Annotated in this window: 9 protein-coding genes; 1 reads left to right on the top strand and 8 read right to left on the bottom strand. The window is 46.7% G+C overall.

The window, feature by feature from the left end:
- Window positions 1-88 precede the first annotated feature (88 nt).
- Complete coding sequence (locus PUW25_RS04250) at window positions 89-1,114, top strand: serine hydrolase domain-containing protein (protein ID WP_274338141.1); 1,026 nt, start codon at window positions 89-91, stop codon at window positions 1,112-1,114.
- A gap of 151 nt (window positions 1,115-1,265) precedes the next feature.
- On the opposite strand, the gene PUW25_RS04245 is transcribed toward PUW25_RS04250, so the two are convergent.
- The 8 genes from PUW25_RS04245 to PUW25_RS04210 form a co-directional block, all read right to left on the bottom strand.
- A complete protein-coding gene (locus PUW25_RS04245) occupies window positions 1,266-5,630 on the bottom strand; it encodes an S-layer homology domain-containing protein (protein ID WP_274338140.1) in 4,365 nt (1,454 codons plus the stop codon).
- Window positions 5,627-6,025: a lamin tail domain-containing protein gene (locus PUW25_RS04240; RefSeq protein ID WP_274338139.1), complete on the bottom strand. Its 399-nt coding sequence runs from the start codon at window positions 6,023-6,025 to the stop codon at window positions 5,627-5,629. Before PUW25_RS04240 ends, PUW25_RS04245 begins: the two co-directional genes overlap by 4 nt.
- Window positions 6,026-6,220: 195 nt before the next feature.
- Complete coding sequence (locus PUW25_RS04235) at window positions 6,221-6,739, bottom strand: hypothetical protein (protein ID WP_274338138.1); 519 nt, start codon at window positions 6,737-6,739, stop codon at window positions 6,221-6,223.
- A 15-nt stretch (window positions 6,740-6,754) separates the two neighbouring features.
- Complete coding sequence (locus PUW25_RS04230; protein WP_274338527.1) at window positions 6,755-7,831, bottom strand: hypothetical protein; 1,077 nt, start codon at window positions 7,829-7,831, stop codon at window positions 6,755-6,757.
- A 277-nt stretch (window positions 7,832-8,108) separates the two neighbouring features.
- Window positions 8,109-9,461 (bottom strand): sodium-dependent transporter, encoded by a 1,353-nt coding sequence (locus PUW25_RS04225; RefSeq protein WP_274338136.1) that lies wholly within the window; start codon window positions 9,459-9,461, stop codon window positions 8,109-8,111.
- Window positions 9,462-9,737: 276 nt separating this feature from the next.
- Complete coding sequence (locus PUW25_RS04220; RefSeq protein WP_274338135.1) at window positions 9,738-10,394, bottom strand: deoxynucleoside kinase; 657 nt, start codon at window positions 10,392-10,394, stop codon at window positions 9,738-9,740.
- Window positions 10,391-11,014 (bottom strand): deoxynucleoside kinase, encoded by a 624-nt coding sequence (locus tag PUW25_RS04215; protein ID WP_047914393.1) that lies wholly within the window; start codon window positions 11,012-11,014, stop codon window positions 10,391-10,393. The genes PUW25_RS04220 and PUW25_RS04215 overlap by 4 nt, the downstream gene beginning before the upstream one ends.
- Before the next feature lie 935 nt (window positions 11,015-11,949).
- Window positions 11,950-12,714 (bottom strand): MerR family transcriptional regulator, encoded by a 765-nt coding sequence (locus PUW25_RS04210; protein WP_274338134.1) that lies wholly within the window; start codon window positions 12,712-12,714, stop codon window positions 11,950-11,952.
- Between the last annotated feature and the right edge of the window lie 720 nt (window positions 12,715-13,434).

Genomic DNA, 13,434 nt, shown 5'->3' with positions numbered 1-13,434 from the left:
TCGACTTGAATGACAACCAGGTAACAATCGAATAAAATAATCTTAATAAAACAATATTCCTAATATATCCAAAGGAGCGATGCTCCACTTGAGTCCCTTTCTATCACTTACCATTCAGAATTTCATAGACTCTTGTCTGGAAAGCTACTATGCCAAGCACAAAGAGGCCGTGCTCGTGATCGGCACTGTCTATCGTAATGAAAGACGCGTATATGGAATCGGTGATTTAAGCCCCTATCCTACGTCCGAATATAGCAGACTGATCTACGAGATCGGCTCGATTACCAAGCTCTTCACAGTGTCTTTACTGGCCCAGTTGCATTATGACGGCTTCCTGACGATCGACGAATCACTTGGACAATATGTCCCCCTGCTCCCGCCCGACTCGCCGGTTACATTTAAGCATCTAGCGACCCACACCTCAGGACTGCCGTCACGAAGCATTTTGCGGGAAACCAGAAATTTATTCGATACCAGGAGCAGCCGTGATCCTTATTCTGCATTCAGCTTATCCGAAGCCGCGTTTTATTTGCGCAAAATTTCAGCTAAGGAGGCTGGGATTAAATATCAATATTCCAACGCAGGGATGGGACTGCTGGGACATGTTCTGGCAACAGAGCTGCAGACGACATATGAGCTGGCCGTACAGGATGGAATTGCAATTCCCCTGCAAATGCCGGACACCGCAATCCATCTCTCCTCCGAAGCACGTGAGAGACTTGTTCCCGGATATACCGGCCGACGGAGAGCTGCTGAGCTTGTACTTCAGGATTTTCCAGGCACCGGTGCGTTCCGGTCCAGCATCAGCGATCTGTTAACGTTTCTATCCGTACATATGGGCGTACACCCGGACAAGGAAATGACCAGCATCTATTCTATTACCCAGCAATTACACTTTCAAAAAAATGACACGTTTGGCGTCGGACTCGGCTGGTTTCACCAGCTTAAAGATAACCTCATTTGGCATAATGGCGGTACTCATGGCTATATGAGCTTTATGGGCTTCCTTCCTGAACAGGAGATCGGGGTTGTCGTGCTGTCTAACAAGCGCACCTCCTCCTTCGCAATGAATCCAACCCACATCGGAATGGAGCTGCTAAGGAGGGTAAAATAAACAAGCGGGATGCCTCTCTGCAAGAATGGAGAGAGGACACGTCTGAAACAATGATACACTACACATTTTTCCAGTATACTCTAATCCGTTCCATGATGAAGAGGACAGCACGAATCGCGCTGTCCTCTCATTTATTATATATGGATAGGTATTAATTTTGATTATAGATCAGAAGATCAAGCATCCGGTCAATTACAGCCGCACTTTCCGCTCTGGTTGCTGATCTGGATGGGTCCAAACGACCTGTTCGATCACCGTATAATACACCGAGTCTGCTCAGTTCATCAACGGCTTCCTTGGCCCAGTCACCAATTCTTGTGTCGTCCAAATAGGTTATTGTACGATTAGAGCTAGTCGGTTCATAGGCTGCGAGCTGCATTGCACGATAAGTCATTACGGCGATCTCTTCAGGGGTAATGTGCTTATTCGGCTGATAGCTGCCATCCGAGTAGCCAGTTATAAGCCCTGCACTCCCTGCTGCCTGTATGCTATGTGCATACCATGCACTGTTCGGTACATCCGTGTAGATCATCGCTTCCGGTGTAGCAGCTAACCCGAGTACCCGAACCAGCATTGCCGCGTATTCTGCTCGAGTAATGGCTGTATTCGGGTCGAAGATGCCTTCCGCTGTACCGGAAACAATCATCCTGCCGGCCAGCTCCTCCACATTCGAACGTGCCCAGTGACCGTTCATATCTCCGAAGGTCACCGGATGCTCCAGCAGCAGATAGGTACTATTCGAACGGCTGAATATTTCTACTTCATTGCCATTCAATTGGAACGGCACAGGCTGCAGCCGATCTGCATTGACTTCGTCCTCTGCACGTACAGCTGCCATATGCTGTAATCTATCAAGCTCATAAGGGGTTAGATTTATCGTTCTTTTTATATAGCGATCAAACTCGATCAATTCATAGACCTGCCCCTCTGCAGAGAATGCAGCTACCGAATAATTGACAGCAGCCAGTGGGGAATAGCCCTTCAAGCTTGCCAGCTGGATTGCAGCCCGATCCTTCGTTAAGGCGAACTTCAGCTCAAACTCACCGGCTCCGGCACCAAGCTCAGCTCTGATCTGTGACAGATCGGTCTCTTCCATCGGAAGCTCATAGCTTCCAAAGGAGACGCCGATCTGAATCGTCAGCTTCGCTTTGTGCTGCAGCAACAAGTCCATGGCTTCCGGTAATAACGAGATTTGTGCAGAATCATAGTCCATATCATCCATATCGAGCTTGATACGCAGCACTCCATCCTGCACACTGGATAGTGCTGCTGAAATTTGCTCTCCGGTAACTTCACTTTCAGCAATGTTCATCTCACTATTCGTATTCAGAACGCCTTCTACCGTTATCGTTCCTGTTTCTGTCTCAGGCGGATCGACGGGCTCAGGATTCCCAGCAGGCGGTTTCGTGCCAGTGCTAGGCGGAGTCACTGGATCCGTGTCTGGATTCGTACCCGGATTCGGATTTGGATTCTCCGGCGCTTCTTCACTTCCTGCTCCCACAATATCAATCTGAGCCAAGACAGGATCATGATCAGACACTCTTCCGCTTGCTTCTGTAAAATCAGCATTCAAATGAACCACATCGGTCTGTGTGTGCTCCGTTAAATTTTTGCTAACAAGTATATGATCAAGCACCTGTGAATTCCCATCATATGTGTAGGTGTAACGTTCTCCGGCGGGCAGGGTATCGATCAGATTATCCAGCTCATCTCCTCTAAGGATCTCTGCCGTCTCCGTGAACTGAAAATCATTTAAGTCCCCTAGCACAATGACGTTCGCTTCTTTATTTAATACTTCATTCCCCTGTATGATGTTCTTCACAAAACCGTTCACGACCGCTGCAATTTCGTGCCGCTGTGTTTCACTAGTCAGAACCGGGGGCTGAACATTACCGAAAGGACCGTTGTCACCTGATTTAGAATTGAAATGATTAGCAATCACGATGACCTTCTCCCCATGAAATTCAAACTGGGCCGCAAGCGGCTTCCGTGATTCCAGAAAAGCAGCATGCTGAGGCTCGATTCGGCCGGGATTTACACTAAGCTGATCCTGATTCGCATCATAAGTTACCGCCTCAGTGGAGCCTCCCTTGCGCTCTTCTATACTCTCTGCCAAGGTCACTCGCTCCGGATTATAGAGAAAGCCTACCCGAATATTTCCACCTGGAGCTCCACCGTCCTCATTGTTCACCGGGGCAATGTCGGTAAATGCATATTCCGGTCCACCATTTGCGATAATGGCGTCAATCAGTGCCCGATAGCTGTCGTCCGCTTCAACGATGCCGTTGTCTGTCTGACCGTTAGCATCCTGCACTTCTACCAGTCCAATAATATCTGGCTGCTTCATGTTCGAAGTGATGGATGCTGCAAGCTTCGTAATCTTGCTGCTGCCGACACCCGGATAGAAGTTCTCAATATTATAACTGGCTACGATCAGCTGCTCCTGATCAGGTTCAATATCCGTTATCTCTTGCTCATAAGTCGATGGCAGGAGCGCAGGTAATGCATCCTTCGCAGGAATCACCTTGAAGTTGCCTGCATTATATCCGATCACACCCGTTACATCTCCCGCAAACTGACTCCCCGTTCGGATATCTTGATTCGCAGCCATTGAAGCAATCAGAAGCCGCTGCGGATTCAGGTTACCCTCCTGCTTCAGAACAAGACCGCCAGCCGGCGTAAGCACTTCCTCTTCTCCATTATCAATACGAGTTGGAATGTTCATGATCTGGCTGCTTGTCCACGCTCGGCTGATAACCGTCGGGGACTCTAAGCGAACCCTCATGCCTTCCAGCGATTCGTAGAAGTCGATCGCATCCTCTTCTGGATCAAAGACAGTGAACCCGTCATTATCAATCACCTCGGAAGGTATGATCCGGCCATTCTTGCCGAGTAGGATTGGAGCTGGTAGTTCCTCAGCCTCTCCCATTTTTATAATGGAGGTCGGTACAATTTGTGTCGTTGTTAGATTACTACTGCTTCCTTCGTTGTACTCTGCGACTGTACCGCTGATCGTTACAATATCGTTAACCTCTGGCTTCAAGTCGAGATCAGTACTATAAACATAAATACTCTCAGAAGTATTCGGATCTTCATCCGGCTCCAAGTCCTGAATATAGAACCCTTGATAGCTTCCATCGCTGAATCGGTATCCTAATTGAGTGACAACGCCCTCAATATGACTTACCTGCTGATCAAGATAAGGAGAGATATGCCCTGCTCCCTGGATATCATGAATGCGCGGCTGTTCGGTAGCTTCATAGGAGAAGGTATACACTTCACTGGTGTCACTGTCTGATACAGCCATGGCTTTGATTACCGTATCGACATAGATCGTAATTGGCTCTTCATAGAGCGTGCTTAATGTCGTCGGATCACTGCCGTCAAGAGTGTAATATATATCTGCGCCCGCTGTAGGTGAAGACAGAGCAACCTGCTGACCTATCACAATCTTGCCCTCTGACGGACTGGCATTCACCGACAATAGCTCTTCAATCAAAGACTCATCATTCAGCGGAAGAAGCTGATAGACGTCTCTGTACTGCTCGATGACACCAATGATCTTATCAAAAGACTTGCCGGCAGCAATCCCTGGCAGATTCGAATAAATAGTGAATTCGTTTCCGCCCTGTTCAGCAATCCAGCTGCTGCCTGACTTCTCGCGTATATACACGTTATCCAAATATACAAGCTTCGCCTCATGCTGCTCACCTGAATCTGCAGCGAGATCTGCCCCTGTCACCTGAACCGGGGAAGGCACTCCTGCATTGGACTCTACCAAGGTATAAGGAAGTGCGTCTGAAGGTGCTATCTCCTGCAGATTGTTATAGATATCCATGACTCCGCTGACACGGACCCGATCTCCTGCTTGTGCAAAGCTAGGAAAGCCATACAAGACAATGGCAGCCGTCTCATCCTGCACGTACATCTTGCTGCCATTCACATGAGTAACCATTCCAGATACCATGACCTGCTCGCCTTGAGCAGCGAGTCTTGCCTCGGCAATGGTCATTTGGGGAAGCAGATCGTAAGTATAAATCGAAGTCTCACTACGCTCCAGTCCATCCTTCTCTGCGTAAGTATGGATCGTCAGAGGTTCATTGAGTACAATCGGACCATTGACCAGCTCGTAGCCGCCGCTGTCTCCACCCAGACCATATACATCGGCGTATACAGAAGCCCCTGCCGTCGGAGAGCTCAAGTGAATCTCCGTTCCCTGTGGATAAGCGCCCTGTTCGGGACTCAGGGTCACCGCTGCGGTCTTCGTTTCAGGCTGTCCATAGGAGGAGTTTCGTGGATCTGGGGATACAGCGGCAAAGTCCGTCGCATTGTTGTCCGTATCCAGTCCCCTGCTGCTAGAATCTGCTCCAGGTGCTGTTAGACGAACAGCTGCGGTTGAATTGCCCAAGCCTGGGGCAGCGGCACTTCCCTCATATTCATTGGCACTTCCATAACCGATGAGGTCTATGAGTTCTTCGCCATGAAACAGACCTGCCTTGCCATTTGTACCGCTCATGTTGATGCTTCCTGTCTGATCAGGTGTTGGAAGAGCAGCGTCCCGCCGCTTCCTTGGGCCTGCTGGATCAGATAATACGAGTTGGGAGGAATAGCTCCATTCAGCTCGGTCGTATTACTTGTCACAAAAACGCCTGTTGCACCGGCATACTTTACGGTATACCCTGTAAGATCTACAGCTTCTTCGGTCGGATTATAGAGTTCAATAAAGTCATGCATGTAGGTTGCACCAGAGTTCCCTCCCCCTCCATATACCTGACTGATGACGATCTGATCCCCTTCAGGGGATGCATACGCCGTACGGCTAGACATGGATGGAGTCCAAAGACCCGCTAAGATCGTTATAACGAGTACTAAGCTCCATCGTTGCAGTGGACGCCTTGTCCGTTTGCTCATTGGCAATCTCTCCTATCTTGTTAAAATATGTAGTATGTATGAATAGCTATGGATCAAGTGTCAGGAATCATTCTAAACGCAAAATGTGTGGAGAAATGCGGGGATATTGCGCAATCTTGTAAAATAGTGAAAAAAAAGGCAGGAACTCATACGTAACGTACGTTCCCACCTTGATGTGAATCGATCCTATTCGTTTTACTGCAGCTCCATGACCTCCCCAAGCCTCTTCGCTGCTTCCATCATATACCGCACCAATTCCGGAAGATCACGCATATGATTCTCATTAATTTTACGGTTGAAATTAATTTCGACGGTATTTGTCATCATTGCTTCCGAGCCATATACATAGCTGATCTGCTGCACGGTTTTTTGCTCAGGCCACATCTCTGCCATAATCCGTTCTACCTCACTGCACAAGACCGTATCCTTCATCTGCATAATATATCGAAGACACAGCACACAGCCAGGATTCTCACCGGACAACTCCAAAATTTCAGCAGCCAGCTCCTGCATAGATGCCGTAAGCTCAATCTCAGCAGATACCCGCTTCTCCCCTGTCAGCTCAAACCGAAGCATGAACACACGCGACATCGTCGACATCTCCAGCCGATCGATTCGATTCGTAATGTGAATGGCTTTATCCAGATTGTCCAGATCATACAGCTCATTCTCGAGCGCTACTTTTAAATTATCAAATATAGTGGGATCGAACATATCCTATTTACCCTTTCATTCGCCGGTCAGCGTTATATATCTTAGATTCTCTTCAGTAAAATACAAATTAAACTTAAGATCATCATTTATAGTATAACTCCACTTGTTACCCTGCGAAAGATGAGGGCTGCCCAGCATGCTGAGCACCTCCTTCTCACTCATCCCTATGCTGATGCCATCTGCGGACGAGACGTTATTCTTCGTAAAAAGAATCGTTGACGGGGTTGACAGGATACCATCTTCTTCATGAATACGAACGGTCTTCATTTGATTATCACCGACAGAATAGTACCGGTAAGCTTCTTTATAATCGGCGTTGCTGCTGATATAACGGCTCCATTCCGCGAAATTTTTCTCTTGGATCTTGAACCGTTCCGGGTCGTAGACCCGTGTCAAATCTTCCCGTGGCGCAGGCGCATCCTCTGCACTTACATCCATCCCCCTCATATCACCGAACATACCGAGCAGCGTACCCGGTCTGCAAAATAAATGAAGATAGCTCATCAGATTGCGAGAAGCATAGAAATGCTGACCATTCAGTTCTACTGTATTTGAATCCAGATTGTACTTAATAAAATACATCTCATTATCGAGATTGAAGCGAATATACACGTCAGAAGCGACAGCCGAGGAATCCATCTCTGTCTTCGCTGTCGATAAATTGAGGCTAGTCAGCCCCTGCACCAGAACGCGATAGCTCTGCGGCGAGACCGTGTATCCTCTAACCCCGTTATCCAAGCTGACCATAATACTGATTCTCTTCACTGACATCTTGTCCAGCGGGAATTGATCCCCGAGATAACCTTCTGTCTTCTCAATAGGAAAAGGCAGATCTTCAGGAAAATGAGGATTCATGGATTTAAGGTTACCTTCACTCTCAGAAGCATCAGCACTTTCCTCTTGCTTCGTCAATTCTTCTACTGGCTCCAAAACCATACCTGAGTCTTCTTCATTCTGTGCTGCAGGCAGGCTCTGATCTTCAGCAGCATTCTGCTGCTCCGAGCTCCATATATTAATCAGTATCATCATCAAGGCTATGATCAGCATCAGGATGATGGAGATGAACCATATTTCTTTTTTCTCCAAACGCATTAACGTTTGAGCCCCTCTCTTTTGAATCTTCTAGATACATATAGATATATACAAATGCACACAGATGCACATTTCTGCAAAAATTAACTTTCATACCAATATAACAGATGATTAGGCAAATGATTGTCGAAATTTGTTCTATCCTCCTGTATATTCACATTGTAATTTTTAACAGTTTAACCCTGTATCCTTATTCAAAATAAAAAAACCTCCTTCGCCATTACAGCGAAAGAGGTTCTACGTAAAGTATGATCTCCAGAATGTTGATACGTCCGTATTACAATTTAATAATCTGTGCTGAGTACAGGAAGACGAACAACACCAGAATAGGTGCGATATAGCGAAGCATGAACAGCCATATACGGAACCATTTCTGCGTAAGTCCTGCTTCTTCTGCAACGTTCTTCCAGAAGTATCCCGCGAACAGAGTTACAACAAGTCCACTCAGCGGCAGGAACCAGTTAGAGGCTACAAAATCAACAAAGTCAAACACTGGCATATTGTTTATCTTAAGATCTGGCATAAGGCCCATGGATAAAGCGGACGGAATACTTAACAGGAATACTAGACCAGCCATGATCCATACCGCTGTACTGCGGCGCAAGTTCCATTTCTCCATTGCATATGAAACGGGCACTTGAAGCAGAGATACGAGAGAAGTCAATGCTGCAATTCCGAGAAGGACGAAGAACAATCCCCCGAACAACCAGCCAAGCGGCATCGCGGAGAATGCCGCGGGTAGAGCAACAAAGACAAGACCTGGTCCTGAATCCGCAGGAATATTAAAGGCAAATGTCGTTGGGAAAATAATCAAACCGGCAATGAGTGCGTACAGCATATCCCCTGCCCCGACAGCCATAGTTGCTGATCCGAGCGACTGTTGACGGTTGACAAAGGCACCGTAGGTAATCATTGTTCCCATCCCGAGTGACAGGGAGAAGAAAGCATGCCCAAGCGCGACGAGCGCTGATTCCGGTGTCAGCTTCGAGAAATCCGGTGACAGGAAGAAGGACACTCCCTCCATACCGCCCGGCAGCGTAATGGATCGAATCATAAGGATGACGAGCAGTACCAGCATACCTGGAATGAGAACCTTGTTAAATTTCTCGATCCCGCCGGAGATTCCTTTGACGACAACGAAGCCCGTAATTACAGCCACGATAGCTCCCCATACGATCGGCATATAACCGCCCGTGAAGGAACTGAACTGTCCACCAAAATCGCTATTGTTAAACAGTTGTCCACTGAAGGACAGCACAGCATAGTGAAGCGTCCAGCCTGCGACGAGTGAATAGAATGTCATAATAACGAATGGCGCAATTACGGATAATAGCCCGAATACGCCCCAAATTTTTCCTCCGCCAGCTTTGACAAAGGAAGAAGATGCACTGCCGCGTCCTGCACGTCCAATCGCAAGCTCCGCGAGCAATACAGGCAAGCCTACAACGAGCAGACAAGCAATAAAGAGCAGGAAGAAGGCTCCACCGCCATACTGACCTGTAATATAAGGAAACTTCCACATATTACCCAGTCCTACTGCACTGCCGATTGCGGCCAAAATAAAGCCTGTTGAAGAAAATCGCTCTTTTGTACCCGGTGTATCCAACTGATTCGTCTGTTTTGGTACCATGATGTCCTCCATCTCTCTTGAAGAAAGCCTTACTATATTAAGACTCTTTTTTCTAAATTTTTTGATATTATACAAGATAGATGAACATCCGTATACATAAAAATGTTAGTAATAGCAAGTTATAAGTCCGTAGACCTATTTAAATATCTAGTGAAATTCACAAATATCCGTTAAAACCATGCTTTACTGACAAAGATACGACTAAATACGCCTTTTATTCATTTATATTTAATAGTGCACAAGTTCGCTTACCTATATTCAAGCATCCTAATCAATCTATTGCTGAACGCTCCTCGAAGTTTGAATAATCTGCTCTACTTCTTTCAGAATACTGTCCAAGGAAGCCGGATCATGCACATCGTACTCATCAATGTTCAGCCTAAGCACAGGGCAGGCGGTAAAGCCGCCAATCCATTTTGCATAGCGCTCATGCATCTCTTCCCAATATGCCGGATCAGTCTGAATTTCCATCTCCCGACCGCGCTCTTTAATTCGATTTAATATCGAAGGCAGACTGCCTTCCAGATAGATGAGAATGTCCGGATGAGGAAAATAGGGTGTCATGACCATTGCCTCAAACAGGCTGGAATACGTCTCAAAATCTGTCTCGCTCATTGTGCCTTTGTCTGCATGCATTTGTGCAAATATTCCGGTGTCCTCATATATGGAACGGTCCTGAACATATCCGCCACCAGCTTCAAATATACTTTTCTGCTCTTTAAAACGTTCAGCCAGAAAATAAATCTGAAGATGGAAGCTCCATCTTTCAAAGTCATGATAGAACTTCTCCAGATAAGGATTGTGATCGACCTTCTCCAAGGATGTCTTGAATCCGAGCCGCTCTGCAAGCGCAGCGGTAAGGGTCGATTTACCCACACCTACTGTTCCTGCAACCGTAATTAAGGCGTTAGCCGGAATTTGTATTTCACTCATTTAATATACTCCTTTACTTCGGACACAATCAGGTCAAATTGCTCGCGATGCGTTACAAAATCAATCTGATTCCCGTCGATCGTAATAATTTTGGTATCAGGCTCACTCTCAGCAAGGGATGCCATTGCATGATCATAGTCAATAATCAGCTGCTCTAAATAGGCGGTATCCATATTTTGCTCAAACGACCTTCCCCGCATTTGGATACGCTTCAAGAGTGTCTGAAGATCAGCCCTAATATATATAATCAAATCCGGTTTCGGAAGATCACCTGTAAGAATGTGATAAATTTGACGATACTTTTCCCATTTCACACCGGAGAGCGTACGCTGGGCAAAGATCAGATTTTTGTAGATATGGTAGTCGGATATGACCTGCTGACCATGCTGAATATATTTCGTTGTCGTATCTTCCAGCTGCTTATAACGATTGCATAAGAAGAACATTTCCAGCTGAAAGCTCCACTCTTCAATGTTGTCATAGAACTTGCCGAGAAACGGATTCTCCTCCACAATCTCCTTCAGCAGCGGAATATTCAGCTCCTGTGACAGCATTGTGGACAGCGTCGTTTTACCAGCCCCGATCGGGCCCTCAACAGCGATAAAGGAACCTGTGCTCATGTGAATCCTCCTGTAGTTATCATGCCGATTAATCATTTATAGACAGTTTATTGTATCACAAGTTGAGGTCCGCGTGAGAGCACTAAAATCAGGAACTATTAAACGTTCAATTTTTGGCTGTCTCTCTCCGGTTGCTCACGCAAAAGTCGTTCGTCATCCAAAAATTCCACTTGGGTGGTTTTGTGGGTATCTCGAGGGAGGATCAAAGCGGGCGTTCCATTTTTGGCTGTCTCTCTCCGGTTGCTCACGCAAAAGTCGTTCGTCATCCAAAAATTCCACTTGGGTGGTTTTGTGGGTATCTCGAGGATGCATCAAAGCGGGCGTTTCATTTTTGACTGCCTCTCTCCGGTTGCTCACGCAAAAGTCGTTCGTCATCCAAAAATTCCACTTGGGTGGTTTTGTGGGTATCTCGAGGGAGGATCAAAGCGGGCGTTCCATTTTTGGCTGTCTCTCTCCGGTTGCTCACGCAAAAGTCGTTCGTCATCCAAAAATTCCACTTAGATGGTTTTGTGGGTATCTCGAGGATGCATCAAAGCGGGCGTTTCATTTTTGGCTGTCTCTCTCCGGTTGCTCACGCAAAAGTCGTTCGTCATCCAAAAATTCCACTTAGGTGGTTTGGTAGGTATCTCGAGGATGCATCAAAGCGGGCGTTTCATTTTTGACTGCCTCTCTCCGGTTGCTCACGCAAAAGTCGTTCGTCATCCAAAAATTCCACTTAGGTGGTTTTGTGGGTATCTCGAGGATGCATCAAAGCGGGCGTTTCATTTTTGACTGCCTCTCTCCGGTTGCTCACGCAAAAGTCGTTCGTCATCCAAAAATTCCACTTAGGTGGTTTTGTAGGTATCTCGAGGATGCAAAAGAGCTGCTCTGATACCTACCAGAAGTATCAAAACAGCTCTTTAGTCATATTTTTTTAATTTCTTAGTTCTCTTCCCTTACTTTAAGCTATCACAGTAAATGATCATCGCTTCTCTAAGGAATGCAGCGTATCCTGGAGTTCTCCCTTTTTCAATATTTTTCGTAAATCTTGAATCCTCCACATACAGGTCGGCCAGGCCACGAAAAATCTCGGGTGTACAGTCGTAGTAGTTGTTTGTAATCTCCTGACGAAGCTCAGCAACCCCCTCCTGTACTTGAGCATTTGCCGGCCCCAGATCCATCGCGCCTTCAATCTTGTCGTTAATCTCTTTATTTCTGGCGTGAATTCTCGCCCAGTCCTGCTCCGTGTAGGCATCTGTTCTGCGCTCAGTCTGCGTGACCATCTCAGCTCCGTACTTCTCCTTCGCTTCCTGTGAATACTTCGCCTTGTGCTCTTCAATAGGTTTCATATCAAAGCCGTTAAACATCTCTTCCTTTGACATTGTCATTCCCCCATTCTCCTCTTCTAACGTTCGATCGACGGTATCGATCAATTCCTCAAGCCGTCTCTTTTGTTCCAAGAGCAGCTCTTTATGCGCGGCAAGCGCTCCCCTTCGGTCGAAATCCGGCCTATCCAGAATCGGTCCGATCTCCTGCAGCGAGAACCCGATCTCGCGAAAAAACAGCACCTGCTGCAGACGTTTCAAATTGTCGTCTGAATACAGCCGGTGACCGGACTCGGTGACTTCATCCGGCTTAACCAGTCCAATCTCGTCGTAGTGATGCAGCGTTCTTATCGTGACTCCCGTGAATTTTGCCACTTCTTTCACTTTGTACAGCATTTCTTCACCTCCCTGAACTGATCATAATCCATCACGTTGCGTTAGGTTCAAGCGTTTCAGTCGTTCCATTTTTGGCTGCCTCTCTCCGGTTGCTATCGCAAAAGTCATTCGTCATCCAAAAATTCCACTTGGGTGGTTTTGTAGGTATCTCGGAGATGCATCAAAGCGGACGTTCCATTTTTGGCTGCCTCTCTCCGGTTGCTATCGCAAAAGTCGTTCGTCTTCCAAAAATTCCACTTGGGTGGTTTTGTAGGTATCTCGGAGATGCATCAAAGCGGACGTTCCATTTTTGGCTGCCTCTCTCCGGTTGCTATCGCAAAAGTCATTCGTCATCCAAAAATTCCACTTGGGTGGTTTTGTAGGTATCTCGAAGATGCTTCAAAGCGCACGTTCCATTTTTGGCTGCCTCTCTCGGTTGCTATCGCAAAAGTCGTTCGTCTTCCAAAAATTCCACTTGGGTGGTTTTGTAGGTATCTCGAGGATGCATCAAAGCGCACGTTCCATTTTTGGCTGCCTCTCTCCGGTTACTATCACAAAAGTCGTTCGTCTTCCAAAAATTCCACTGATAGACTTGAAAAACCGAAATAATGTGACGAAATCCAAAAAATGCGACCTGTTCATCCCCAAATGTTATTGGATAAAATAAAGTCGCCCCCATTTGGAAGCGTTTACCAAACAGGTTTTTCCACTGGGGAGCATCTACTTTTTTGAGGGAGGTTA

The organism is Paenibacillus urinalis (genome assembly GCF_028747985.1).
Classification (GTDB): Bacteria; Bacillota; Bacilli; order Paenibacillales; family Paenibacillaceae; genus Paenibacillus; species Paenibacillus urinalis.
Note: the sequence above shows the minus strand (reverse complement) of the source record. Positions and strands in the feature narration are given on the sequence as shown.

Bases quoted from the DNA above. Each gene is read 5' to 3' on its own strand.
- PUW25_RS04210 (WP_274338134.1), bottom strand. From the start codon at position 12,714: ATGCTGTACAAAGTGAAAGAAGTGGCAAAATTCACGGGAGTCACGATA.
- PUW25_RS04225 (WP_274338136.1), bottom strand. From the start codon at position 9,461: ATGGTACCAAAACAGACGAATCAGTTGGATACACCGGGTACAAAAGAG.
- PUW25_RS04240 (WP_274338139.1), bottom strand. From the start codon at position 6,025: ATGAGCAAACGGACAAGGCGTCCACTGCAACGATGGAGCTTAGTACTC.
- PUW25_RS04230 (WP_274338527.1), bottom strand. From the start codon at position 7,831: ATGCGTTTGGAGAAAAAAGAAATATGGTTCATCTCCATCATCCTGATG.
- PUW25_RS04215 (WP_047914393.1), bottom strand. From the start codon at position 11,014: ATGAGCACAGGTTCCTTTATCGCTGTTGAGGGCCCGATCGGGGCTGGT.
- PUW25_RS04220 (WP_274338135.1), bottom strand. From the start codon at position 10,394: ATGAGTGAAATACAAATTCCGGCTAACGCCTTAATTACGGTTGCAGGA.
- PUW25_RS04235 (WP_274338138.1), bottom strand. From the start codon at position 6,739: ATGTTCGATCCCACTATATTTGATAATTTAAAAGTAGCGCTCGAGAAT.
- PUW25_RS04245 (WP_274338140.1), bottom strand. From the start codon at position 5,630: ATGAGCGGTACAAATGGCAAGGCAGGTCTGTTTCATGGCGAAGAACTC.